The sequence below is a fragment of the Methanobacterium sp. genome (assembly GCF_016217785.1).
GTDB lineage: Archaea > Methanobacteriota > Methanobacteria > Methanobacteriales > Methanobacteriaceae > Methanobacterium.
This window is the reverse complement of the sequence record NZ_JACRGA010000005.1, coordinates 13,984-40,078: the sequence shown is the minus strand read 5'-3', so window position 1 is coordinate 40,078 and position 26,095 is coordinate 13,984. Positions and strand designations below refer to the sequence as shown.

Here is a 26,095-nt window from a genome sequence, read left to right as displayed (position 1 = left end):
ATAATGTCCCAGAAAATAATATTATGATTGGATGCTGGGCATGCTCAAAAAAGGATCTAAATTACATAAAGGAGGCAAGATTATGAAAGCGGTTATACCTGCTGCAGGACTCGGAACCCGGTTTTTACCGGCTACCAAGGCTCAGCCAAAAGAAATGTTACCAGTTTACAACAAGCCAACCATACAGTACGTGGTGGAAGAGGCTGTGGCCTCTGGAATTGATGACATACTGATTATCACCGGTAAAGGAAAAAGATCCATTGAGGATCACTTCGACCGTTCCTTTGAACTGGAGTACTCCCTCCGTAATTGTGGTAAAATGGATTACCTGGTGGAAGTGGAAGCCATATCTGAAATGGCTGATATTTACTATGTCCGGCAGAAGCAGCAGAAGGGATTGGGGGATGCTATACACTGTGCCAAGAAACATATTGATGGACAGCCCTTTGCCGTGCTTTTAGGAGACACCATAACCCAATCTTCAGTCCCCTGCACCAAACAATTACTGGACGTGCATGAAAAATATGGTGCATCTGCCATTGCAATTGAAAGAGTGCCCCGGGATAAAATTGAACGCTACGGGATAATTAAGGGCCAGCAGGTTGAAGACTCTGTTTACCGTATTGAGGATATGGTGGAAAAACCCCGTCCAGAGGATGCCCCATCTGATCTGGCCATAACCGGACGATACGTACTGGAATCTGAGATATTTGACCATATCGAGAATGTGGAACCCGGTGTGGGTGGAGAGATACAGCTCACCGATGCCATGAGGCAGCTGGATGAAATCTACGGCCACATATTCGATGGGAAAATGTATGATATTGGAAACAATGTAGAATGGCTGAAAAGCTCCCTGGAGATAGCCCTGCAGGACCCTGAGGTTAGTGAGGAGCTAAGGGAGTATTTGAAGAATATTTTAAAATAAATATTCTCTTTTTAAGGAAGTCTTGGAATAACAAATCCTTTTGTATGCCATTTCATTAATTCTATTTTATATAAGATATCCCTCAGATTTTTCTTGTTGAAAGAAGAATTTTACTTTTAGTTTTGCTTGTTTTATGGATTATTAACGAGTTTGTTTCTAAATACAGTTTTACTTTGAGAAATTATACCATATTTCAACATTCTTTATTCTATTTTTAAGATTATCATGAGATTCTAAGGCTTTATATTATCATGATATTCGAGTTTTCCTCCACATTCACATTGGTCGGCAAAGTTTTCTGGTGATTCATCTGACTGGAGTTTGTAATATCCATTACATTTATTACAGACTAAATAACCCCTATTTTCCTTTTTTTTGTTAGTTTTTCTCTTTTTCCCAATGTATTTTAGGTCGCTTTCACGAATTTGGACATAAAAAAGGAAGGTAGCAAAAAAGGAAATTGTGAAAGTATAAGGAAGAAACGCCCATTCGCCTTTATATACTTCATATGGTACGTAAAATTGATAAATAAAGCTGATATAATACATGATTAACCATTGAGATATTAAAACACCAAACATAACCAGAAAATAAGTAACTGTTACATTGACCTTTTTACTTTCACGATAATATCTGTTTTGGGACAAACCAGGGGTATAATTGGGTGGTGTTTCAATATTTTCCCCTTCACGATAAAATCCCCATATAATAACCATTAACCCTACAGAACTACCAAATAGTTCTACAGGAGATCTAGAAAATAAAAAACTTGCAAAAAAGACCAACATTATCACAAAACCTGCAAATATCAATACAATCTTTGCCTTATCATCTAATATCCTTTTCATTTTATCTGATAATATCACGTCCTTATTTGCCTTTTGTCTATTTCCAAAGCATTTCAGATCACTTGTGCGAATTTGGTTAAGTAAAGTTATGGTCGTCACTGGAGCAAAAGCCAAAACAATAAGAAAATCCATTGGTAGGTTAATTTGATTCATAAATAATAAGATATAGATAACAATTAACCATTGGAAAACATTAACAACCGATACGGCTGCAAAGTAAGTAACAGTTTCATTAATTTTTTCACCTTGAATATAAAATCCAACTATGACCATTATCACACCTATTGTAATGATCAATAAGTCAATAGGGGATCTAGTTTGTAAAAAACTTGCTAAAAATCCAATAATTAGTGCAACACCCATGAGAATTGCTATAAATTTATAAATATATTTTGTTTCCAATAATATCACCTTCACCATCGGAGAATATAAAACCTAAATGCATGTTGGTTCATTCCAATGTTATCATCTCACCCCCATGCATTACCAATTCAGGCCCAAGTGAAGAAACAAAATAACCAGCCGTTATACATAAACCCCCTAATAATATAGGCTCATCATTCCAGTATTTCCCTTCTTTCATTTCTTTTGGTTAAAAAGAACAGAATAGATAAGATTGATAGCTAGTCTACGAGGATCAAAATGGGTTTGCTGATCGTAATTTACCACAGCTGCCATCTGAACTAAACTCAATGCGGGGCACCCTATCATAGAGGCAAATAAATCTTGAACAATTACTTGGATGGTATTGCTCCGGGTTCTAAAATAGATGTGATACCAATGGGGCCACTTCGAACCCGCCTAACCTACAGATATTGGACTAAAACTCATATTTAATACTTTCTATTCATATCCTACACATAGAAAATATCAATATTTCTATTATAAAAAGATAATTTAATATTTAATGCCTAAAATTCGGTTTAAAACTAATATTCAATTAAATAATTTATTATTTAATTTTTAAATGATTAAATAAGCTTTTTTAGGAAATTTTAACAATTAATCAAAAAAATTGAATAAAAGTAAGTATTATTTAAATAATTAACATAAGAATAAAAAATGAAATTCTTAAAAACTGCAATCAATTTAAATTATCTTTTTTATGCCACTCCCAGGCTGTAGTGATGATTTGAGTTAGATCATCATATCTTGGTTGCCATTTGAGAATTTCACGGGCTTTCTGAGAACTTCCAACCAGGACCGGAGGATCACCTGGCCTTCTTTCGGTTTCTGTGGCCTTTATCTTTTTACCAGTGACTTTCTTTGCTTCCTCAATAACTTCCCGGACTGAGAATCCATTGCCGTTTCCCAGGTTGAAAACTTCACTACCCCCCCCGGTTTCTAAGTATTTAAGGGCTTTTATATGGGCATCTGCCAGATCAGTTACGTGTATGTAATCCCTGATGCAGGTACCATCCGGTGTGGGGTAGTCAGTTCCAAATATCTTAATATCTTCTCTTTTACCCATGGCAGCGTCCAGAATGAGAGGTATCAGGTGTGTTTCCGGGTGGTGTCTTTCTCCTATATCTTGTTCTGGATCTGCACCTGCTGCGTTGAAGTAACGGAGAGACACATATCGAAGGCCATAAGCAGAGCTGTAATCCTTTAAAACCTTTTCCACCATGAGTTTTCCCTGACCGTAGGGGTTTATGGGGTTTTGAGGATGGTCCTCAGTTAATGGGATTTTCTGAGGGTTCCCGTAGGTGGCACATGTCGATGAGAAAACCAACTTCCTTACTTCGAATTCATTCATCACCTGGAGAAGGTTTAGGGTATTTCGGAGGTTGTTAAGGTAGTATTTCTGGGGGTCCTCCACTGATTCACCCACATAGGTGAATGCAGCAAAATGCATGACTGCTTCTATCTCATATTTCCGGAATACATTCCGGATTGCTTCTGTATCCCCCAGGTCCACTTCTTCAAAGACTCCCCATTTAAGGAAATCCTGGTGCCCGTAGCTCATGTTATCCAGCACCACTGTTTCGTATCCTGCTAGGTTAAGCTCCTTATTGGCATGGGAGCCTATGTATCCTGCCCCTCCAGTTACCAGTATCATGGATAAAGGTTAGATTTTATTACATTTAATTGCATCGTGTACTGAATCCTAACTGCAAAAAACAAGGGGACTCCCGTGAATTCTTCAGGAGTAATGGGAAATAGTTTTATATGCTAAAAAAGTTTTATATCTTTAAAAACCACCTTATTAATAAAGAAATAAATTGCTTTTAACAGATTAGGATTATAATTATATTAAGAGGAACAAAATGCGCTTTAAATATCCTTTAATTATCATCTGCATCATGGCAGTGGCTGTTTCAGGGTGCACCAGTCATGATTCAAATCCCTTAAACAACTCATCAGTATCTTCTTCAAACAGCAGTCCTAGCGCAGTTCCCACAACCACTACCACTTCTACTGGTTCCAGTGATCAACATGTTGAGGTGAGTGGTAAGTGTTACAAAGTGGTGGATGGGGATACCATAGACGTGGAAGGAGTGGGTAGAGTAAGATTTGTAGGAGTTAACACCCCCGAGAGAGGGCAAGCAGGATATCAAACTGCTAAAGACTATGTAACTAGCATGTGTCTGGGTAAAACCGTGGGACTGGACATTGACAATGCAAAAAATAAGGATAAATATGACCGTACACTGGCATTGGTTTATGTGGATGGTGTGAATCTGAACCAGGAGCTTTTGAAGAAGGGTTATGCTGAGGTGATGTACATTCCACCTTCGGAGTTTAATCCTTACAGCTGGATGTGATTATAGAAACTAATTGAAAATTAATAGAAGATGAATAGAAGAAAACAGGGAACTAAAAGAAATTGTGAGTCATATTACTTATAATAAAATCAGGGCGTGAATTTATAATATTCCCCATCTGTCAATTTAAACTTCTTTAAAATTCCTCTATATTCAAGGGATGTTATCAGGTTGTACATGAGGATGCTGCTTAACTCCAGCTCCCCGTAGAGAAGGTTGCCCTCCAGGAGCGTACGGGAAAGGTTCCCAGAATCATCCACCAGATTTTCAATTATTTCCAAAGATTTCAATTCAACTTCAGAGAACTCTTCCTTTGGTTCAACTTCCCCTGTTTCCCCAGTATCCCCCACATCCCCAGCATCGGCATCGTTAACGTCCTCCGGATCAGCAGCAGAGCTAGTATCGTTAACATCCTCAGTGTCAACAGAAGAATTAATATCATTTACATCCTCTGTATCATCAGTAGGCAAATCAGGAATGTTAGCTTCAACTGTTTCCTTTGGAGATTCCGTTAATTGTGTTTCTTCAGGAACATCGACACCTTTCGCCTTATTTCCATTACTTTCCCTGTTTTCCAGAAGGATCATCCCATCCCTACGTGATATGTAATTTTCATTCTCCAGGTGTTCTAAAATGGGGTTAAGGTCTTCTTCAGAAGTGTCCAGGTCCAGTTTCAGGATGTTGTAGGGAACTCCTCCCTGGTATTCTGCGCTGAAGTATTTGATGCCGTTTAAGACCCTTTTCTGTTGGCGTGTGAGGATGTTCATAGTCATAGATTGGTTCCCGCTGTATTAATAAATAAAGTTTAAATCAAGGTGAGTGAAATATATTTATAATGTTCGGTTATTCTTATCTGCTTATTTATCCTAAAAACTTATTAAATAACTTTTATATCAATTTTGAGGGATCACATGCTGGATTTACTCTATGAAAAGGCCCTAAAAAAGAAAAATGAGATTAATGAGCGATTAAAAGAAATCGAAAACATCGACGCAGATGTCTCTAATTGTTGGAATGATTTTCCTATCCAAGAAAGTTCTGAGGATATCACAATCGCTGGTGGAGATGGAAGTTTAAAAAAACATAAACTTTTGAGCTCTATTTTTTATGCCATTGATGCAGAAAGTTTAATCTATAATAAACAAGGCCTTCAGAAGGTTGAAAGCTCTGAAATTGACATTATGCATTACCACAAACATGCTGAGGACCGTATAAGAAGTTATATGGGAATATTTGAAATAAAAAATGCATTAAAATCATTTGAAGAATATGATGTTGATTTATATCTCTTTGATGGTTCCCTCCTTGGAAATCTTATCCGACCATTCCCACTTGAAAAAGAACTTACTAACGAAGCAAAAGAAAAAATTAGAGAAAACTATGCACTGCCCCTTGAAAAAGAATTGACACGTTCTGATGTAGAAATATCATCATCTAAATTTTCTAATGATTTAGAAAGTGAAAATGAAATGATATACTTAGAAAACTTAGAAAACATAATGGTAGTTAGTAATTTCCTCAAAAAGAAAAAAATTGTCGCCATATCAAAAACTTCAACTAGTAATGATTATTTTCCTAAATCAAAATTTCCGGATATTGCAATATTTGATAGAAAAACTATAAAACAAGGATTTTCAGTACCTAAACATGTTAAAGTTTCAGAATATAAGAGAGATTATTTTCCAGTTCGCAATGAACATTTAAGAAATTTGACTTTTACTATTTTCTATGCTCGTTTAGAAGATAATAAAAACCTCTTAAAAATTGAAGTTCCATATGAAGCTAATAAAAAAGATATAATACCTATTTTGAAACATGTACAAAAAATTAGTGCAGAAGGATATCCCGTTCTCTTAAAAAAGGCCCATAATGATGTTGTAATTAAGAAAGGGGATTTAGAAAGACTTTCGCTCATGATAGGATTCTCAGAAAAACAGGCGAGGCCAAAATTATGAGAAAAATTATTGGAAGATGCATTGGAGAAACATCACTGGTGGATGTGAGTTTCATCTCCAAAGAAATGCCCAGAGTAGGTGAATACGTCTCCCTTAAATACGATGGTAAAAACGTCCTGGGGATGATCGAATCCCTGGTAAGAGGCAGTGTTTCCATTAATGATCAAATATATGATCCCCTAACCATTGAAAAAATCAAAGCCATAGAGGGTGACGACCACTATGTGAAGGGGATAGTTAAAATACTGGGAGATATTGATGATGACCTTCGCATTCCACGAACACCAGCACCCCCTGGAACAGAGATAAAAGTTGCTGATTCAGATGTCCTGAAAAGGATATTCAAAGTGGATAAATACGGTTTGAAGCTTGGAAATCTGATAACTCAGGAAGAAGTGAGTATAGAAGTTGACATTAACAAAATGGTTTCAAGACACCTAGCAGTTCTAGCGATGACAGGTGCTGGAAAGTCAAATACCATTTCAGTAATTGTAGATGGTCTTTTGAATGTTAACGGCAGTGTTCTGATATTTGACATGCACTCGGAGTACGTGAACACTGATTTTGGTAAGGATAAAGTCAATGTAATGAGACCCCAGATCAACCCACTCTACCTATCATTTGGTGAAATCAAAAAATTATCCAACATACCACCCAATGCCTATGTCCAGGAAAGGTACTTTTTAAAAGCCTATAAATCTGCACGGAAAAGCCTCATGCAGGGCTCACCCACTGGAAAAGATTTCATTGGCCTGATCCAGAGTAAACTGGAAGGTTGGTTAGCCGAATCCGAGGATTCGGATGCTAAATCCACCAATTCCGCAGATAAAAAATCTATAGCCGATGTTTTAAACAAACTGGACCACATGCGGGACAAATATGGGAACATACTCAGCCTGGAAGCAAAGGACACTATTGACAGCCTGAAAGTGGGAAAAGCAAATATTTTAAACCTCGGCTCGGTGGATGAGTTCGCATCTGATGTGGTGGTTAGCCATATCCTCCGAAACGTCTTAAGCAGCCGGAAAGAGTTTTTAAGAACTGGTGATGGCCTGGAGTTCCCCATATTTCTGATCATGGAAGAAGCGCATATTCTAGCTCCTCAAAATAGGAAAACTGAATCTAAACTGTGGATAAGTAGAATAGCCCGGGAAGGGCGTAAGTTTTCAGTGGGGCTCTGCCTGGTGAGTCAAAGTCCCAAGTCACTGGACTCTGATGCCCTGTCACAGGCCAATAACATGATAATTCTTCGTCTGGTGGAACCCACTGACCAGAGTCATGTGCAACGCGCCAGTGAAAGCTTGAGTGATGACTTAATAGCCCAGCTTCCATCATTGAATATTGGTGAAGCCATAGTGCTTGGTTTAATGACCCGCATCCCTACTTTGGTTAAGATAGATGAATTTAAGGGTAAAGTATCAGGGGGAGACCTTAACATTGTAGATGAGTGGTCGAAATCCCACAAAAATCAGGAAAAAATCCTTGAAGAAGAGAAAAGGGAATATGAGGATCTGGGAGGAGATTACTGATGCAGTTTGCCCATCTAGCCGATACACACATGGGTTACCGCCAGTACGGACTTACTGAGAGGGAAAATGATTTTTTCCAAGTGTTCAACCAGGCCATTGATGAAATAGTTAGTGAAAGACCTGATTTTGCCATTCACTCCGGAGATCTGTTTGAATATTCACGACCTCCCACCAGAGCATTACTCACCGCACAACAAGGTATTTTGAAGTTAAAAGAATCAAAAATTCCAATTTATGCCATAGCCGGCAATCATGATGTTGTAATGCGTAAAAATGCACTTCCACCTCAAATTTTGTACAAAGACTTCGGTTTGAAACTAATAAGTCCCAAAAACCCCTTTTACCTGGAAGGGAACGTTTTCATAGGAGGTGCACCCTACACATCCAAATATCATTCAAAACAATTAGTTGAACGACTTGAGAGTATTGAAAAGTCATCCATGGATTATGAAAAAAGAATTCTGGTACTCCATCAGGGTATAGACCGTTACATACCCTATGAATATGAGCTTAAAATTGGAGATGTGCCTAAAAGCTTCAATTACTGTGCATTTGGCCATATTCATGAAAGAGTGGTTGATGACTTTGGGGAGGGTAAACTGGCCTATCCTGGTTCCACTGAGATATGGCGCTCCAACGAGGTTGAAGGTTATAAAAAGAATGGTAAAGGATTCTATCTGGTGGATATCAGTGGAGATATGCCTGAAATTGAAAATATTGACCTCAAACTTCCCCGGGAGTTTATAAAGGAAACCATCTTCTACAGCAAGATTCAAGAAGAGTTATCGCGGATTAACCAGTACATCCGCAGTCTCCAGAAGAAGCCCATACTCATGGTTACAGTGGAAGGGGGAGATCTCAATCGTTCTGAAGTGTATGAAACTTTGAACCAGTCATTATCTGACTTCTGTCTTGCGGTGAGGTCTAACTACCATCCAACATCAGTTAACAATGAGGATAATCCCTTTGAAAATGGGAAAGAAGCACTGGACATTAAAAAGATGATTGAACATAATCTTAATGATTTTAACAGTGAAAAGGTTAATGAGCTTGCAACCGGGCTCTTAAAAGAACTGTCTGATGGGGATTTCAAGACAGCTGAAACCATGGTCCGGAATTTCTACGAGGATTTATATGATCATTGAAAATCTTCACATTAATAACTTTAAATCTCATAGGAACACCCATATCGAGTTTGATACAGGAATATCCATAATAATAGGTGGAAATGGTGCTGGTAAGTCCAGTATCCTTGAAGCAGCGAGTTTTGCACTTTTTAAACAATACACCAGTAAAAGAATTGAACAGCTTATAACCATTGGCCAAAAGCGAATGTCAGTTGAGATCCAGTTTACCACCAATGGCCGAACCTACCGGGTACTGAGGGAGCGGACAAGAACATCTTCCAAGGCCATTATGAAGATTAAAGAGGGCGAAAGATTCCAGTCACTGATTTCAGGGGATAAACAAGTAACACTGGAAGTTCAAAACCTTCTGGAGATGGATGGAGATCTGTTCCTCAATGCAGTCTACGTCCGACAGGGAGAAATAGCAGACCTGATTGAAAAAACATCATCTGAAAAAAAACAGATGATTGGAAGACTTTTGGGTATTGATTCCCTTGAAAAAGCCTGGAAAAATTTGAAAATCATCCTGGACAAATACAACGAACAAAAAATAAGATTAGAAGGGAAAATCGAATCCCTTAAAGACTTGGAAAGTGAATTTAATAGTAAAAAAAATAAAGAAGATGAATTAGCCCGGAAAATTAAAGATATTAACCTTAAAATAGAGGAGAATATTATTGAGTCTGATCTGCTCCGGGAAAAGAAGCAAATTCTGGATAAACGAAGTTTGGAATTTGAAAATGCTACCACTCTCCTGAAATCCAAGAAGGATTTTCAGGATCAGCTTGAGAAAACCGGACAGTATCTTGACGAACAATTAAGTGAAATTATCCTTAAAGAAGAGGAAATTGCCAGGTTAAACCCCAGGTTAAAGAAACTGGATGTTTTGAAAAGTCTTGCCGATAAAAGTAAAGAATTAAAACTTTTGCAAAAGGATAAAGAAAAGTTAAGCACAATTTTGAATGATATTAAACATTTTGAAAATGTTTTAAATGAAAATGAGCAGTATTATAATGATTATTCTCTTTTAGACAGTGAAATTAATAATTTACAGTATGCTAAGGATCAGTTTGAGGGAAGTCGGGTCCTTATTGAACAGTACACAGTAAGAAAGTCTAAAATTGAAGATAAAATGAAGGAATCCCTGGGAAAAATAAGGGATGTTCTTGAAGAATCCAATCAGGTTTTGGGTACTAGTTTTGGTTCTGCTGAAGAGTTTGAAAACCACTTATCCACGTTTAAACCGCAATTAGAGACACAGATCAGGGAAACTTCTGATTCTATTCAGGACATTAAAAGGGAGCTGTCTAATTTACAGGTAAAAAATGAGAATCTGGAAAAACCTATCAATGAACTGGAGCATGTTAAAGACCTGTGTCCCATCTGTAAATCAGATATAACCCCCCATATAAGGGAGAAACTGATAACTGATTACCAATCTGAAATAAAGGATAACAATTTAAGATCAGAGGATTTAAAGGAAAAATTAAAGGAATTTGAAGATAAGAAGAAGACTTTAGACTCCCAGCAATCCAAAATTCAGAGTATAAATCTGGAAATCCTAAAGGAATACCTGAACTCAGCAAATGATAATCAAAAAGAAATTGATAACATCAATTCCAGTCTTCAGGAACTTCAAAAGAAGATAGTTATTCTGGAGAATATTGAAAACGATATTCAACGAAATAAATCTCAACTGGCAGCCATCAAAGGAAATTATGAGAAATATCTTACTGCCCGTGGTTCTTTAGAGTCCCTAGGCGACTATAAAGAACAAGTGGTAAAGTTAGAGGAAATTAATGTACCAATAAGGGATTTGAAGAAAAATATCAGTGCTCTTATGGAAATTGCAGGAGACAGTGTGGAAAACCTCCCTGAAGAAATAGCTTACCTCGAACAATTGAGTAAAAAACAGCAGCACTTACTGGGGGAAGTCAGTCAGAAAGATTCACTACTTCAGCGGATTAATGAAAATCAAAGACGTATCCAGGAAACTATTGAAGAATTGAACAAAGTGGAAAAAGTGATTAATGAATTAAATTACAATCCAGAATCTCATGAAAGGGTTAAAAAGGAGTGGGACTTGAAAAATGAGGAATTAATGGAGCTGGGTGGCCAGAAGCAGTTGCTGGTTGGACAACTTGATCAGCTATCACTCTCTCTTCAGGAAATAGAAGCGAAATTAGATTCTCTTAAAAAATATAAAAAGGAATTAAAGAATCTTAAAGACTTTTTAAAGCTTTTAAATGTTATAAGGGACATTTATAGTAAAGATGGTGTTCAGAAAGATTTAAGGAACCTGTCCCGACCTCTTATTGAGGAAAAGACTAGGGAGTTATTTGAAAAGTTCAACTTTGAATACTCTGATGTGAGGTTGGATGAGGATTACGATGTAACCATCTACGGCCCCGGTGGTGAAAGCAGCCTGGACATGATCAGTGGTGGGGAAAAAATAGCAGTGGCCCTTGCATTAAGGTTAGGAATAACCCAGGTACTCTCCGGAGGCACTTTAGAGATGATAATGCTGGATGAACCCACCATACACCTGGATGTCTATCGCCGACAGGAACTTATCGATCTACTCAAGAAGATGTCCATTATACCCCAGATGATCATTGTTACCCATGATACGGACCTGGAAGATGCTGCTGATAACATTATGAAGATCGAAAAAGAAGAGGGTGTTTCTTTTCTGGTGGAATCCTAAATAATTTACTTAGTAATGTTTGGATTTAAGAATAAGAAATAGATTAAAGAATGTAAATCATGATAAAAAAGCTACTTTAATATCCTCTATTCAAGTACCTATCCTCGAATTTTCATTTAAACTTTTAAGTAGTTTTATTGCCGAATAAGCAGCTAAAACACTTGTTTTTGGATTTGTATTACATCTCCTGTTCTGAGTGGTGGTTCTAAGTTCACCAAAATCCCCTACCACATGGACCTCATGGCAGTTGTGTTGGATTTCAGGGTCCGCAATGATCTTCACATTTGTTTCCATGTTGCAGGCAATACTCAAAGTAGCAGCTACATTCATGTTCATGGGAAATTTACGCACAGCCTCACTGGCTTTGCCCTCGTATAACACTGTTTCTTTATCTGTTGAAATTCCCAGTGATTCCGGGGGTTTCCTTGTTACCAGGTTCACTTCGGTGATATTACCTATTGAAGCAGCTTTAATCCCATCCAACCCCACAATAGCCCCTGAGGGGGTGTATATTCTGGATTTATTTTCCAATGCTATGTTTTCCAAATGGTTTTTAAGATCCAAATCTATTAAGGCACCCACACTCATGATAATAACATCTTTTCCCCTTTTGAGGATAGGTGGAACGATTTTCCCTACTGCTTGCTGGGATGCAGCTTCAATCACCATATCCACATGATCTACCATGTCATTTACATTAGTGACTGTTTTCCCATCTACTTTTGATGATAGGTTCTCAGCCTTTTCTATATCCTGGTCGTAGAAGAATTTCAGATCAACATCCAGTTTGCCTTCTAAAGCAAAATCCGTGATCATACTGGCTATGGCCCCGCATCCTATGATCCCTACAGTCACAGGATCATCTTGAGGATTATCTACTAATCCATTGGAATTAACTGATCCATTGGGATTGCATTTCGGCCAGGTGATTTCATTTTTTTCTATTTTTAAGATTTCTTGTAGCGCTGTTTTGTTCATTTTTCACACACTACCATTTAATCCATGATTCTGTTAAATTTGGTAAATTTTAAGGTAAATTTATATCGTAAATTCCTTATATAACTTTAAACACATTTTAATAGTTAATAGGGCATCAAGGGATACATTTGAGCGGGGAATGATTTAAATGCCCTATCATTTTATATTTAGCCATGGAAGTATTCCAAGTTTAAGCGGTGGTCATAAACTGCCCGAATATTTGGCATCGTCGGAGGCGAAAATGGAAATACTTGACTATTCATTGGGGTTCCTGTTTAAGGACAGGTATTCCAACCCAGTGAATAATATGTCTTTAAATTTTTTAATAAATGTTTAAATGGCTCCGGTTAAATCAACTTTAAGATCAACTTCCCAGATACCTTCACCCATATCCGCAACTGGAGCAATTATATCTGCTATTCCTGCACTGTTAATGACAATATCCAGTTTCCCAAACTTACTTAAAGCAGCGTTGAATGCAGTTTGCATCTTTTCTTCGGGGTTAAGATCTCCTTCAACAGTGATGGCTTGCCCCCCATTAGTTTCTATTTGTTTGACAAGATTTTCCAGGTTTTCGTTCCTCTTGGCGACCACAACAACAGATGCACCTTCCTTTGCTATGAGTTTGGCAATTTCATTCCGTATCCCTGAACTTGCACCCGTAACCAGTACCACCTTGTTTTCTAATTTCATTGTTACCTCCATGAGTTGAATAACTAGGGGGTTATTTGCCTAATCCTGTGATTCTTATTCCTCCGAATTGGGTTTTGTTTCGGATGTTTAGTCCAATTAGGAGCGGGGTGATTTTTTCTATGATTTTAGCCCGTTCCAGTGGTCCGCAGTCAATAACGTTTACACCGGGAATTTTTTCTATCAATTCTGTGGCCACTACTTTAGAATCTACGTCATCCCCTGAAATTAGGCAGTCACAGTCTATTGGTTCTGTGAAATTCATTAGAGCCGCTGAACTGATATTGTTGAATGCACAGATCACATTGGCATCTTTCAGGATTTTTGCTGATCTTTCTGCTGCTGCACCATCCCAAAGATCCAGATAGGTTATGGGGGACCCTCCGATAGCTGATTCTAAAGGTCCAGTCGCGTCCAATAATGTTTTACCCTGTGCACCTTCTTTGATTGAGAGTAAAGTTGATTTTTGTGCTGCTAATGGCACAGTTAAAACGAGTAGTTCTGCTTCTGCTGCAGCATCAGCATTTTCAGCAGCTTTCAGATTTTCTACATCCCCTAAAAGGTCTTTAACTTTATCTACTGCTACTTGAGCTTTTTCTAATGTTCTTGAACCGATTATAACATCTTCTCCAGCTTGTACAAATCGTATTGCTATTCCCAAACCCTGTCCACCAGTTCCACCAATTATTGCTATCTCCATTTTTAACACTCCATTTTTTTGTTTTTTAAAAAAGGAAGAATTGAATTTTTTTTGTTTATTCCAAGAGGACGACTGGTTTGATCAGGTCGCGTGGTTTTTCTCTCATGAGTTCGAGAGCCTCTCCTATTTTATCGAAGCCTTTGAAGGTGTGGGTGACCATTAATGTTGGGTCTACACGGTTGTAGGTCACTAAATCTGCCAGTCTTTCCATTCTGGTTCTTCCACCAGGACATAGCCCAGTTATCAGGTCTTTGTCGGCCATACCGAATCCCCACTCTACACGAGGTATTGGTACGGTGTCTTCTTCACCTTGTCCTTTACCGAAGTAGTTTATGTTGGCAATTTTAGATCCTGCTTTTGCCATTTTGAATGCGTCTAATAAAATTGTAGGACCACCACCAGCTACTACTACCGCGTCAACACCCACTCCATCGGTTGCTTCTAAAATCTGGTCTCCAGTGTCTCCGTCTTTGTAACTGATTATATCTGTTGCACCGTATTTTTTAGCCACTTCAACCGAGATTGGTCTGGTTCCAACAGCGAATATTCTCCCAGCACCTTTTAGTTTTGCACCAGCTATAGCACTGAGTCCAACTGCTCCAATACCGAGAACAGCTACTGTTGCACCAAGTTCTATTGCTGCGTTTTCAGCACCCATGAATCCAGTACTCAACATGTCGACGATCATAACCGCTGCTTCATCGGACATTCCCTCTGGTTGGATTGCCAGGTTGTTGTCTGCCAGATTGACATGGAAATATTCTGAAAACACACCATCTTTGAAGTTGGAGTATTTCCATCCTCCACATGCACCTCCAGTTTGTGATGGAAAACCACGCTGACATGCTTCTGAATCCCAGTCAGGAGTGATTGCCGGTACAATTACTTTGTCACCAACTTTGAAGTCTTGGACTTCACTACCTACTTCATCTACTATACCTACAGCTTCGTGTCCTAAAATCATGTTATGTCTGTCACCAATTGCCCCTTCCCAAACGGTGTGGACATCAGAAGTACATGGTGCTAATGCGGTTGGTCTAATAATAGCATCTCTTGGTCCGCAGTTTGGTCTTTCCTTTTCTATCCATCCTACTTCCCCTATTTTCAACATTGCAAATCCTTTCATTTTCTTCACCTCTTTGAATCTAAATGAATTAATATTCACACTTAAGAGATCATACTATATAAACATAGCGAACGTTCTGTTTGCAATGATTAATAATACATATTTATAGAGAGTATTCTCTTTTTTTTAAGTTTGATTCAACTTTTATTATCTTATTTACAATAAATTAGCATTATAATTGAGGAGTTTAATAAAAATAACTCTAATTAACTATAAAAATTAATTTAAAATGATTATAAAAGTTTCTAAAAGTAATTAGCACATATTTAAATTTATAATGATTTATAATGGTTTATATAAAATGATTATAGTGATAACCTTTATAATAACATTTTTTAACGAAAATTATCATTAATCTCCTGAAATTATGGGAAAAGAAGGTTATTTACTATTTTTTCATGTACGGTTAAAAAGGAAAATATATTAACTTGTTTCAAATGTAATTTATAACATCGGGGTTATAAAATACGTAACCGGTTTAATGGAATTATTACATAATTTTAAGAAGTGTGTCTATGGATACAAAATCGAGGATATTAGAAACAGCTTTTTTACTCTTCCTTGAAAAGGGATTTGCTGATGTTTCATTGAATGAGATTATAAAAAAATCCGATATTACTACCGGGGGATTCTACTACCATTTTGATAGTAAAGATACCTTACTGGTCGAAGTGATTAAGAAATACATTTTCAACTATTTTAATTTCACCATAGAACAAATTAGAGATTTTGAGGGCACACACAAAGAAAAACTAAAAACTGTGATATTGTTAATTGTAGGAGACGATTCAACTATTAACACCACTACTCAACTGGTGGAACGTGCGGAAAAAATAGATTACCGGACCCTACACCTCCTTTTGTTTGAAGGTGTTCAGAAATATGAAATAATAAGCAAAAATTACACAGAATTCTATTACAACTTGTTGGAATTCATTAAGGAAGTAATTGATGATGGTATAGCTCAAGGCATACTGAGAGAAGATATTGATTCTAACAAATATTCATTACTTATCCAGACTGCCATGGTAGGAACAGTTCTAATGTGGATAGGAATGCCTGCAATGCCATTAGGGGAGCGGATGCAGTCTAATTTAGATATTTTATGGGATTCTATGAAAAAAGAGGATTAAATTAATGAAACGATATTTTATTAGTTGAATTTCATTAATTTCTTTTGATAAGTGTTTATTATTTTTTTTATAGATTTACTTGAAATTTAAACCATTTTAAACCATTACTAATCATTACAAACAGAACAATCGCTATGTTTAAATATAATGATCATAAACTCATACAAATAAAGTACCTTTGAAATATTAAAACAATTAATGTATTGCATACTAAATAATGTTGCAATACTAAATAATTTGCATACTATTACCCTCAAGGAGAAATTCAAATGATCATTGTAACAGCTACAATAACTGCTAAACCAGGTAAAAGAAATGAAATTATTTCTAAATCCAATGATTTGATTAAATCAACCCGTTTAGAACCTGGCTGCATCAACTATAACTTATATGCCAGTACTGAAAATGAAGATGCACTGGTGATGGTCGAACAATGGGAAAACAAGGAAGTATTAGATACCCACATGCAAACTGACCATTTTAAGGCATTTGGTGTGGCTATTGGTGATATTTTGGCCGAAGATTTGGGTATTGATATTTATTCAGCTGAAAAAGTATGATTTTGGAGTAATTGTCCATAAACTCCATTTTAATTATTATGAATGTTAAAATAAACAAAGATTAGGAACAAACAGAATACCAAACAATCCCCCTAATACATTCTTCATTTTAACGGGATTTTATCCAGATTACCAATCCAATAACCATCAAACCGATTCCTAAAATCTGGAATCCTTTTCCATGTGTATAATAATACCCTAAATAAACATCTAAAGCATTGATAACCCACAGACCAATTCCAATTATAATTAAGGTCAGTACTGGTTTGTTGTAGTTAATTTTCATGTTAAAAAGAATTTAAATAATTATATAAAATACACTTTTGGTCCTAACAGTTATTTTTTTTAAAAAAAATAGGATTTTTTGAAAAAAATTTGGAAACATTAACTTGTATTTTTTTTATCTCCCATCTTTTTCTTCTTGATAGCCCTTGTTATTCCCCCTCCACCATGACACAAACACTCCTATAAAGCACAGTGCAGTGAAAACTACGAAGCATAGCTGTATACTTTCCAGTAGCGCCGGGTATTGGCTGGGTGTTATCTGTACCCGTCCAATAAAGAGGGCGAAGACCAGGGTGGCTATTCCTATACTCATGGTTTGACCGATGAGCCGCATGGTGCTCACAGTGGCTGAGGCCACTCCGTAGAATTTACGCTCCACTGAACCCATGATCACGTTGGTGTTGGGTGAGGAGAACAGTCCAAATCCAAGTCCCAGCACTGCGAGTCCTATAATTATATCATTGATGGAGGTGTTGCCGTCGATGAATGTCAATGTAAAGAGTGCCAGGGTGACTGTGGCCATCCCTGTGGTGGCAATGAGTCGAGCATCAATGCGATCCGACATCCTACCGGCAATAGGTGCGGTTATGGCCATGACTATGGGTTGGGCTACCAGTATGAGGCCTGCAGTCTGTGGTTCCAGTCCCTTAATGTACTGGAGATAATAACTCAAAAGTAGGGTAACCGCAAAGGTGGCACTGTAGTTTATAAGGGCAGCCACACTGGAAAATGTGAAGGCTGTATTTTTAAACAACCTAACATTAAAAACAGGACTTTTAGTCCGAAGTTCCCACCTAATAAAGGCAAAAAATCCAACAACACCCAGGATTAACATTACCCATCCATCTATTTGGGGTAGACTGGAAAATCCGTACATCACCAAAAACAGCATGAGACTGTAGAGTATGGAACCCACATAATCGAATTTTTCTCCCTTGGACGCTGCCCATTCATCATTGAGTTTCCAGAAGACTATGGCTGTAACCAGCAACCCGAATGGTATCATCAACAAGAACAGGCTCCTCCAACCAAGATACTGGGTCATGAACCCACCTACAACCGGGCCAAATGATAAACCAACATAGACCGCTGCTACGTTGATCCCTATTGCTTTTCCCCTGTGCTGGGGTGGATAAACTGAACTGATTATGGCCAGCCCAGTTACAAAGATCATCGCCGAACCAATACCCTGCAGTATCCTTGATCCTATCAATGCATAAGCAGTGGGGGATAAGGCACATAACAGTGATGCCACGGTGAATATGATAATTCCGTATGTGAAGATCTTCTTCATACCGTGTATATCTGCCACTCTACCGAAGGGAACTGCAAATATAGCAGCTGCCAGCAGGAATCCGTTGGTAACCCAGTTCAAAATAATTGCATCTGCACCGAAATCCAGTCCAATAGCTGGTAGGGCTATGTTAACCGATGAACCCATGAAGGGTGTGAAAAAAGAAGCTATGGTGGCTGCTAAAAGTGCAGCGATTTTAATATCATTACTAACTTTAGGAAAGTTATCATTAGGGGCCATTAAAGTCACCAGACCTATTTAGTATTCTATTAAATTATAGATATTCTGTTAGATTTGATTAATGAATTATAGTAATTAAATGGAATGCAGGATTATTAATGAATATGTACGATTAATGGGAATGCAGGATTATTAAGTGAATTATGTAAGATTAATAGGAATGCAGATGTTTAACAGATAAAATGATTCATTAAATATAAAAAAATTAAAAAAAATAGGGAGGATGTGTCTGAGGTGGTCTCAGACAATGTTGTGTTTCTGTAGGAGGAGTAATTCCTCGGTGGAAACTTTTTTACCCTCTAAGAACTTACGGTAGATTTCTTCGGCTTTCTCCTTTTCCTCGGAGTTTTTCTTACGCACGATTTCATCTTCGGCGTTTCGTTCCTTGGCTTTAACTTTGTCCATGCCTTTGTTGGCTTTCCTTATTTTACCAAAGGTGGCTTTAACCTCATCATGAACTTTGTTTGCCTTTTCCCGGGTTTCTATGAATTTCTGATGAGCTGCGTCTGCCTGGCTTCGGATTTCATCGATGTTGCGGAAGTATTCCAGCATTTTCTCATGGGTTTCCTGTGCCTGGTCAGATAACTCCACCACTTTAGCATGGTGGGTTTCAGAAACTTCTTTATGTTTTAAGGCTTCACTACGACTTTCCTCATCTTCCTGCATGCCCTGAAGCTTCTTACGGAGATCGGTAACCTTTTTAACCAGTTCATTTTCTTTTCGGATGTCTAAAACTCTGGTTTCAATGGTTTTTTCCAGACGTTTTATTTCATCCTCAATCTGAACGGCTTCCCTTCTTCCGGAGGTCCATTCCATTTTTTTGTAGGCTTGATGGGCTTCATCTCGTAGTTTTTTATATTTCTTAACTTCCTGGTTAATCTGATCCCTTTCATCCCTGTATTTCAGGGCATTGTCCAGGTTTCCTCTTATCTGGGAGTTAAGTTCATCCCGTTCTTGACGGAATACTTTAGCCTCATCATTTAATTTGTCTCTTTGGGTTGTGAGTTCTTTAAGGGTCTTTTCCAGATCCTTTTTCTTGGATAAAAGTTCGGGGAAGCTTTCTTTAGGTTCTTCTTCAGCCTTTTTAGAAGCTTTTTTATCAGAACTTTTATCAAATATTTCCAGTAATTCTCTTAGGTCCTTATTTTCAACGATGACGTCTGCTATTTCTTTTAACACTGGTTTAGCGTTAAATGCTATTCCTAGACCTGCTTCTTCAAGCATGGAAATATCATTGGCACCATCACCAACTGCAGCACATTCTTCGGCTGAGATTTTTTCCAGTTTCATTAGTTCCTGGAGAATTTCTTTTTTAGAGCCATCTACCAGTGGTCCGGTTACTTCACCGGTAAGAATGCCGTCTTTTTCCTGGAGTGTGTTGGAATACACGTAGTCCAGGTCAAGTTCGTCTTTCATGCGCTGGGCAATGACATCAAAACTGCCGGTTATGGTTGCTATTTTGTAACCCCTTTTTTTGAGCTCTTTAACACTGTCTTTTGCCCCTTCCATGAGGGGGATTTCCAGCATTACCTTGTTGATATCTTCAACTGATGCTCCTTTCAAGAGTGAAACTCTTTCTTTCAGGGCGGTTCCAAAATCTAATTTTCCTTCCATGGCTTGACTGGTTATTTTGGAAATTTCTTCGTCTACTCCAGTTAATTTAGCCATTTCGTCTATGACTTCACCGTCTATAAGGACGTTATCAAGATCAAATGCGATAAGTTTAATCAAAAGATCACCAAATATTTACGTAAAAAGATAGAATTATAATAAATCTAATTCAGATAATCTTTCTTTCGTTTTTTCTACACCAAGCTGTGCGTCGGTTGTGGTTTTTGCACCTGTACATACTACTTTTCCAGATCCAAATAGTAATAATACTACTTTGGGTTCACCCAGTCGGTAAACCAATCCGGGGAATTGTTCTGGTTCGTATTCGGTGTTTTCCAGGTCGAGGGCTACTGCCTCTAAGTTGAGAGTTTTTTCCAGATTGGCAGAAGCGACAATGTTCTGGACTTTAATTTCAAATTCGTGGGGTATATCAGGGTCAAGGGCGCGCATCTTGTCTACTGCTATGTGTATTGCTTTTTTAGAGTCCTCTATGGACTTTGCTCCTGTGCACACCAATTTACCGGATCCAAATATTAGGGCTGCGGTTTTAGGCTCTTTAAGCTTGTAGACTAATCCCGGAAATTGTTCAAGGTTATATTCTACACCTTCCAGCGCTGGTGCGACTTGGGGAAGGTCTACGGACTTTCCGAGCGTTGCGGAAGCCACTATGTTCTCCACTTTGATTTCAACTTTTGTCATCTAACATCCTCCCATGGTTACTTTACTTAACCATGTGCTATTTTATTCTTTTATAAAAGGCTTTATATAAATTATATAAAATGACCGTGAATTGGACATAAAAATAGTTAGTTTTATACTACCAATTTTTTATAAAAAGACTCATTATCTCACTTTCGTCTATGGTATGTTCATGACCATATATATTAGTTTTCCCGATTATAGGTTTATAAAGATCTTACTAATGATTTTTATTCTCCCTAAAAATTATATTCTCCCCTATAAATAGAGCCCCATTCTCAGGGAGGGTAAGACCAATTAATCAGGATAGAATTAAATGAGTAATTATCAGATCATGTGTAATCTATATTCTACATTAATAAACCTATGCTCACACTAAACATATTAAAGAATATGGTGACATAATAATCAAGACTTACTTGATCTTTATAAATCTAGGGTGACACCAAATGTTTGGGCCCAAAGTTTACCAACAACAACTCGAAGAACTTGGAATTGACGGAGTGGAAATAGATGTTTCGACCATTGAAATGGCCATGCAAACCCTTAATGAGCTGGAAGAGTATGAAGACATCTTGAAAAAGATGAGACACAACATTAGGATGGATATTAGGAATATTAGGAAAGAATATTTGTCGCTTTTAAAGGAATTGAATCCTTCACCAGAAGAAGCCCGGAAAAAAAGCTCTCGGGAAATTCAAAAAAGAATAAAAAAGAAGAAATCCATTTTAAAAAAGAGAGATACTAAAATAAAGTCCTACGAACTTATAGAGAATATGATTGATAATTATTTGACCCAGATAGATGATGCCCGTATCTATATAAGAAATTCAATAGAAAGACGAGTGGGATGAACCGGGTTAAAGCATAGGTTCAATATAAAATTATTTTTTAGGAGTTTAAGATGATAGAAGTGGAAGTTAAAGCCCACGCACCCCAAGATCAGGGTGCATTAGAAGAGAAACTGGTTAAAATTGGTGCCCGGAGAGTTGGGGAGGAATTTCAGGAGGACCTTTATTTTAACGCACCTCATAGAGACTTTGCCCAGACTGATGAAGCCCTTAGAATAAGAAAAGTCATAAGTGGAGCTTCAGAAAAAATATTCATAACCTACAAGGGTGCCAAGATGGATGAAGTGAGTAAAACCAGGAAAGAAATCGAAGTGGGAGTGGAAGACTCTCATAAAGTGGCTGATATTTTCCAAAACCTCAGTTTCCGTCCAGTGGCAACAGTGCGAAAGAATCGAATTATTTACACCATGAATGATCTGATTATAACCCTGGATGGAGTTCAGGGAGTGGGTAATTTTGTGGAGATTGAAAAAGAAATTGAAGAAGGTGAGGACACCAAAGAAGCACTGGATGAGATTTTTGCCACCTATTCAATGATGGGGATAGAAGATGGTTTTGAAAGAAGATCTTACCTGGAATTGATGGATATTCATTAAATAATATCAAATAATTCCTAGATTAAAATCTCTCCATTAAATTATGTTGAATAAATAATGTTTAATTCCAGTAATATCATAAAAACAGTTATTTTTTTAGCAGGATATGAACATTGAAGGTTTAACCAATGGAATGCCACTATCACCGGCAGCCGGAAGATGTTAGCCGGAGAATTTGAGGATAAAAACGAAAAGTTCATTTATATTTAAATAATAATGATCCAAGATAAGTCTATAGATATTTTATATCCATGGATTAATCCAGTGGAATTAATAGTTTTCCAGGAAAACAGGTGTTAAAAAATTAAAACTCCCACATATAATTATTGAATTGAATTCAACATTTTTGCATATTATATCTAAAAGAACAGGTGGTAATGTTTTGAAATATTTCGTGAGTCCCTTTAACCAGTCAGTTGATTTAAAGTTTCCGGAAAATATCACTGTTTACGATACCACACTCCGGGATGGTGAACAAACACCCGGTGTCTGTCTTAGAACACCAGAAAAACTTCAAATCGCACGAAAACTCGATGAACTGAAATTACACCAGATTGAAGCAGGATTCCCCGTAGTGTCCCATGAAGAGAGACGTTCAGTGAAGGCCATTGCAGATGAAAATCTGGATGCAAAGATATTAGCCCTTTCCCGTACCAAAAAAGAAGATATCGACATAGCCCTGGATTGTAATGTAGATGGAATAATCACTTTTCTAGGAACTTCCGCCCTTCACCTCAAACATAAACTTAAAGTAAGCCAGGAAGATGCCCTGAATATATGTATGAACTCAATTGAACACGCCAAAGATCATGGCCTATTTGTAGCTTTCTCAGCAGAAGACGCAACACGTACTGATCTGGACTTTTTGAAGAATATCTACAAGAAAGCAGAGATTTACGGTGCTGATCGAGTGCACATAGCCGATACCGTGGGAGCAATAAGCCCCCAGGGTATGGATTATCTGGTACGAGAGTTAAAAAAGGAAATAAACATAGAAATAGCTTTACACTGTCATAATGACTTTGGAATGGCCCTATCAAATTGTATTTCAGGTTTACTGGCCGGTGCCAGTGCAGTTTCCACCACAGTCAACGGGATAGGCGAAAGAGCAGGTAACACCTCCCTGGAGGAACTGGTGATGACACTCCTTCTAATCTATGGAGTGGACCTGAACTTCAACATTAGCGTGTTCTATGAGCTTTCCCAGATGGTGGAAGAACTTACCAACATGAAAGTTCCAGATAACAAACCCATTGTGGGTAAAAACGTTTTCCGACATGAATCTGGCATACACGTGGATGCAGTTATTGAAGAACCTTTAACCTATGAACCATTCCTCCCAGAACTCATAGGTCACCAGAGACGGATCGTACTGGGCAAACACTCAGGTTGCAGAGCTGTGAAGGCCAAACTGGATGAATGCGGGATCGATGTTACCAAGGATGAACTGTGTAAAATTGTGGGAATGGTAAAGGAAAAACGGGAAGAAGGAAAATACATTAACGATAACGTTTTCAACGACATCGTGCGTTCAGTGCGAGGACCATTTAATTTTTAATACATCCATAATTGGAATGAAACTGTTAAACAGAATTAATCTACCGATTAATCAAAAATAAGGGTAGAATAAATAATCATATTTACTCGTATATAATGGTGTTTTATCTATGAATATCACTGAAAAGATACTGGCCAATGCTTCTGGAGCAGCAGAAGTTCATCCAGGAGAGATCATTGAGGTACAGGTAGATCTGGCCATGACCCATGACGGAACATCACCTCCCACCATCAACACCTTCAATAAAATCGCCAGCAAGGTGTGGGATCCGGATAAGATCGTCTTAGTCTATGACCATAATTTACCGGCAAATAACATTGGTTCTGCTGAATTCCAGAGAATAACCAAGGATTTTGCTAGAAAACAGGGAATCAAAAACATTTACACCCATGGAGAAGGAATATGCCACCAGGTACTTCCTGAAGAGGGTTTTATCAAACCAGGTACTGTAGTGGTTGGTGCTGATTCCCACACCTGCACCTACGGAGCTTTTGGTGCCTTTGCCACTGGTATGGGTGCCACTGATATGGCAGTGGTATATGCAACCGGGAAAACCTGGTTCATGGTCCCAGGAGCATTAAAAATTGAAGTAGATGGAATTTTAACCAAACATGTTACTGCCAAAGACCTTATCCTCCATATAATCGGTAAAATAGGGTCCTATGGTGCTACTTATAATTCCCTGGAATTTGGTGGAAGCACAGTTCAGGATATGGGTGTGTCTGGTAGGATGACCATGTGCAACATGGCAGTGGAGTCCGGGGCCAAAAATGGGATAATGGAACCAAACCAGGCCACTTTAAAGTATTTAAAAGAGCGGAATGTGGATAATTTCCAGATATTCAATTCAGATGAGGATTCTGTTTATGAAAGGTCTTATCATTTCCAGGTGGATGACCTGGAACCTCAAGTAGCATGTCCCCACAACGTGGATAATGTTCACCCGGTTTCTCAGGTTTCTGGTGAAAGTATCGACCAGGCCTTTATCGGTTCCTGTACCAATGGTCGGCTGGAGGATCTGCGTCAGGCTGCCCAGGTGCTAAAAAATAAAAAAGTTCATCCGGATGTTAGACTCATCGTGTCACCGGCCTCTCGCCGAATTTATCAATCAGCAATAGCTGAAGGAATCATAGAAACATTCCTGGAAGCTGGAGCCATCATCATAAACCCTGGATGTGGACCCTGTTTAGGTGCTCATATGGGTGTTTTAACTGCAGGGGAGGTGTGTCTGTCCACCACCAATCGTAACTTCGTGGGCCGGATGGGTGATCCTTTATCTGAGGTGTACCTGGCTAACCCGGCGGTGGTGGCTTACTCTGCCATTCACGGTGAAATAAGAAATCCTAGTGAATAAAAATGGACCAAAAAATCTTTGAAGGAATAAAACAGATTGAAAAAACCTTAGGAACTCTTTCCAGCGCCCAAAAGATACTTCTGGCTACTGATGGCTCGGTAACCACCATCCTGGACGTTCTTAAGGGGCATGTGAATATAAGGACCCTGGTGCAGGAATTCCTGGAAGCAGATGAAGAAGCTGCCTCTCTCCTGGACATTGAAGTTGGTGACACCATCAACTACCGGGTGGTGGTTATTGAGGGTCGCCAGCCCCTGATATATGCCATCTCCATGATACCCCTCAAAAGGTTGAACAATGATTTTAAGGAGGATCTCATCAAGGCAGATATTCCCATTGGCCGTATTCTCCGCAAACATAACATTGAATCCCGCAGGGAGATAAAATCAGTTTCAGTGGAAGAACCAGGACCAGAAATGGTGGAAATCTTTAAAACCAACAGCCCTATGTTAAGGCGGACCTACAACATAATCCATAAAGACCAGGTGCTCATCTGGCTGATGGAAACCTTCCCCCATAGTCTGTTTAAAGATTAAATTCATTTTAATTAAAATTGACGTT

Annotated in this window: 23 protein-coding genes; 13 read left to right on the top strand and 10 right to left on the bottom strand. The window is 38.1% G+C overall.

Annotation, left to right across the window (positions count from 1 at the left end; translation table 11 throughout):
• Positions 1 to 82: 82 nt before the first annotated feature.
• On the top strand, positions 83 to 928 hold the full coding sequence (gene galU / locus HY987_RS01575) for a UTP--glucose-1-phosphate uridylyltransferase GalU (protein ID WP_292754852.1): 846 nt from the start codon (positions 83 to 85) through the stop codon (positions 926 to 928).
• A 233-nt stretch (positions 929 to 1,161) separates the two neighbouring features.
• Here the strand turns inward: galU and HY987_RS01570 are convergent, their stop codons facing one another.
• Positions 1,162 to 2,178, bottom strand: coding sequence for a hypothetical protein (locus HY987_RS01570; protein WP_292754850.1), 1,017 nt, complete (start codon positions 2,176 to 2,178; stop codon positions 1,162 to 1,164).
• A 682-nt stretch (positions 2,179 to 2,860) separates the two neighbouring features.
• Positions 2,861 to 3,835, bottom strand: a complete 975-nt coding sequence (gene galE, locus HY987_RS01565) for a UDP-glucose 4-epimerase GalE (RefSeq protein WP_292754847.1) — start codon at positions 3,833 to 3,835, stop codon at positions 2,861 to 2,863.
• Between the two features lie 208 nt (positions 3,836 to 4,043).
• Here galE and HY987_RS01560 point away from each other — a divergent pair, with 208 nt between their 5' ends.
• Positions 4,044 to 4,541 (top strand): thermonuclease family protein, encoded by a 498-nt coding sequence (locus tag HY987_RS01560; RefSeq protein ID WP_292754844.1) that lies wholly within the window; start codon positions 4,044 to 4,046, stop codon positions 4,539 to 4,541.
• An 89-nt stretch (positions 4,542 to 4,630) separates the two neighbouring features.
• Here HY987_RS01560 and HY987_RS01555 read toward each other — a convergent pair whose 3' ends face one another.
• Positions 4,631 to 5,314 carry a hypothetical protein gene (locus HY987_RS01555; RefSeq protein WP_292754841.1) on the bottom strand — a complete coding sequence of 228 codons (684 nt, stop codon included), beginning with the start codon at positions 5,312 to 5,314 and terminating at the stop codon, positions 4,631 to 4,633.
• Positions 5,315 to 5,452: 138 nt separating this feature from the next.
• On the opposite strand from HY987_RS01555, the gene HY987_RS01550 reads away from it, so the two are divergent.
• The 4 genes from HY987_RS01550 to HY987_RS01535 are packed head-to-tail and all read left to right on the top strand — an operon-like array spanning position 5,453 to position 11,859.
• Positions 5,453 to 6,496: a DNA double-strand break repair nuclease NurA gene (locus tag HY987_RS01550; RefSeq protein ID WP_292754839.1), complete on the top strand. Its 1,044-nt coding sequence runs from the start codon at positions 5,453 to 5,455 to the stop codon at positions 6,494 to 6,496.
• Complete coding sequence (locus HY987_RS01545) at positions 6,493 to 8,025, top strand: ATP-binding protein (RefSeq protein WP_292754836.1); 1,533 nt, start codon at positions 6,493 to 6,495, stop codon at positions 8,023 to 8,025. Before HY987_RS01550 ends, HY987_RS01545 begins: the two co-directional genes overlap by 4 nt.
• Positions 8,025 to 9,170, top strand: a complete 1,146-nt coding sequence (locus HY987_RS01540; RefSeq protein ID WP_292754833.1) for a DNA repair exonuclease — start codon at positions 8,025 to 8,027, stop codon at positions 9,168 to 9,170. Before HY987_RS01545 ends, HY987_RS01540 begins: the two co-directional genes overlap by 1 nt.
• A complete protein-coding gene (locus tag HY987_RS01535) occupies positions 9,160 to 11,859 on the top strand; it encodes an AAA family ATPase (protein ID WP_292754831.1) in 2,700 nt (899 codons plus the stop codon). Before HY987_RS01540 ends, HY987_RS01535 begins: the two co-directional genes overlap by 11 nt.
• Positions 11,860 to 11,949: 90 nt before the next feature.
• Here HY987_RS01535 and HY987_RS01530 read toward each other — a convergent pair whose 3' ends face one another.
• From HY987_RS01530 to HY987_RS01515, 4 genes are all read right to left on the bottom strand, one after another.
• Entirely contained in the window at positions 11,950 to 12,714 is a 765-nt protein-coding gene (locus HY987_RS01530) for an aspartate dehydrogenase (protein ID WP_292755747.1), read from the bottom strand.
• A 456-nt stretch (positions 12,715 to 13,170) separates the two neighbouring features.
• The gene (locus HY987_RS01525) at positions 13,171 to 13,530 is read right to left on the bottom strand and encodes an SDR family NAD(P)-dependent oxidoreductase (RefSeq protein WP_292754828.1); all 360 of its coding nucleotides are present in this window, start codon (positions 13,528 to 13,530) and stop codon (positions 13,171 to 13,173) included.
• Between the two features lie 31 nt (positions 13,531 to 13,561).
• Entirely contained in the window at positions 13,562 to 14,227 is a 666-nt protein-coding gene (gene npdG, locus HY987_RS01520) for an NADPH-dependent F420 reductase (protein ID WP_292754825.1), read from the bottom strand.
• A 55-nt stretch (positions 14,228 to 14,282) separates the two neighbouring features.
• On the bottom strand, positions 14,283 to 15,362 hold the full coding sequence (locus tag HY987_RS01515; RefSeq protein ID WP_292754822.1) for an NAD(P)-dependent alcohol dehydrogenase: 1,080 nt from the start codon (positions 15,360 to 15,362) through the stop codon (positions 14,283 to 14,285).
• 506 nt (positions 15,363 to 15,868) lie between these two features.
• Here HY987_RS01515 and HY987_RS01510 point away from each other — a divergent pair.
• Together HY987_RS01510 and HY987_RS01505 are read left to right on the top strand one after the other, a co-directional pair.
• Entirely contained in the window at positions 15,869 to 16,486 is a 618-nt protein-coding gene (locus HY987_RS01510; RefSeq protein ID WP_292754820.1) for a TetR/AcrR family transcriptional regulator, read from the top strand.
• Between the two features lie 269 nt (positions 16,487 to 16,755).
• A complete protein-coding gene (locus HY987_RS01505) occupies positions 16,756 to 17,046 on the top strand; it encodes a putative quinol monooxygenase (RefSeq protein ID WP_292754817.1) in 291 nt (96 codons plus the stop codon).
• Positions 17,047 to 17,446: 400 nt separating this feature from the next.
• On the opposite strand, the gene HY987_RS01500 is transcribed toward HY987_RS01505, so the two are convergent.
• From HY987_RS01500 to HY987_RS01490, 3 genes are all read right to left on the bottom strand, one after another.
• Positions 17,447 to 18,865 carry an MFS transporter gene (locus tag HY987_RS01500; protein ID WP_292754815.1) on the bottom strand — a complete coding sequence of 473 codons (1,419 nt, stop codon included), beginning with the start codon at positions 18,863 to 18,865 and terminating at the stop codon, positions 17,447 to 17,449.
• Between the two features lie 240 nt (positions 18,866 to 19,105).
• Positions 19,106 to 20,596 (bottom strand): phosphoserine phosphatase SerB, encoded by a 1,491-nt coding sequence (gene serB, locus HY987_RS01495; RefSeq protein WP_292754812.1) that lies wholly within the window; start codon positions 20,594 to 20,596, stop codon positions 19,106 to 19,108.
• A 33-nt stretch (positions 20,597 to 20,629) separates the two neighbouring features.
• The gene (locus HY987_RS01490) at positions 20,630 to 21,175 is read right to left on the bottom strand and encodes a TATA-box-binding protein (RefSeq protein WP_292754809.1); all 546 of its coding nucleotides are present in this window, start codon (positions 21,173 to 21,175) and stop codon (positions 20,630 to 20,632) included.
• 449 nt (positions 21,176 to 21,624) lie between these two features.
• On the opposite strand from HY987_RS01490, the gene HY987_RS01485 reads away from it, so the two are divergent.
• From HY987_RS01485 to HY987_RS01465, 5 genes are all read left to right on the top strand, one after another.
• A complete protein-coding gene (locus tag HY987_RS01485) occupies positions 21,625 to 22,029 on the top strand; it encodes a hypothetical protein (protein WP_292754807.1) in 405 nt (134 codons plus the stop codon).
• Positions 22,030 to 22,079: 50 nt separating this feature from the next.
• Positions 22,080 to 22,622: a class IV adenylate cyclase gene (gene cyaB, locus HY987_RS01480; protein WP_292754805.1), complete on the top strand. Its 543-nt coding sequence runs from the start codon at positions 22,080 to 22,082 to the stop codon at positions 22,620 to 22,622.
• Between the two features lie 382 nt (positions 22,623 to 23,004).
• Positions 23,005 to 24,180, top strand: coding sequence for a homocitrate synthase family protein (locus tag HY987_RS01475; RefSeq protein WP_292754802.1), 1,176 nt, complete (start codon positions 23,005 to 23,007; stop codon positions 24,178 to 24,180).
• Positions 24,181 to 24,289: 109 nt separating this feature from the next.
• Entirely contained in the window at positions 24,290 to 25,534 is a 1,245-nt protein-coding gene (hacA, locus tag HY987_RS01470) for a homoaconitase large subunit (RefSeq protein WP_292754799.1), read from the top strand.
• A gap of 2 nt (positions 25,535 to 25,536) precedes the next feature.
• Positions 25,537 to 26,070, top strand: a complete 534-nt coding sequence (locus tag HY987_RS01465; protein WP_292754796.1) for a chorismate lyase — start codon at positions 25,537 to 25,539, stop codon at positions 26,068 to 26,070.
• Positions 26,071 to 26,095 lie beyond the last annotated feature (25 nt).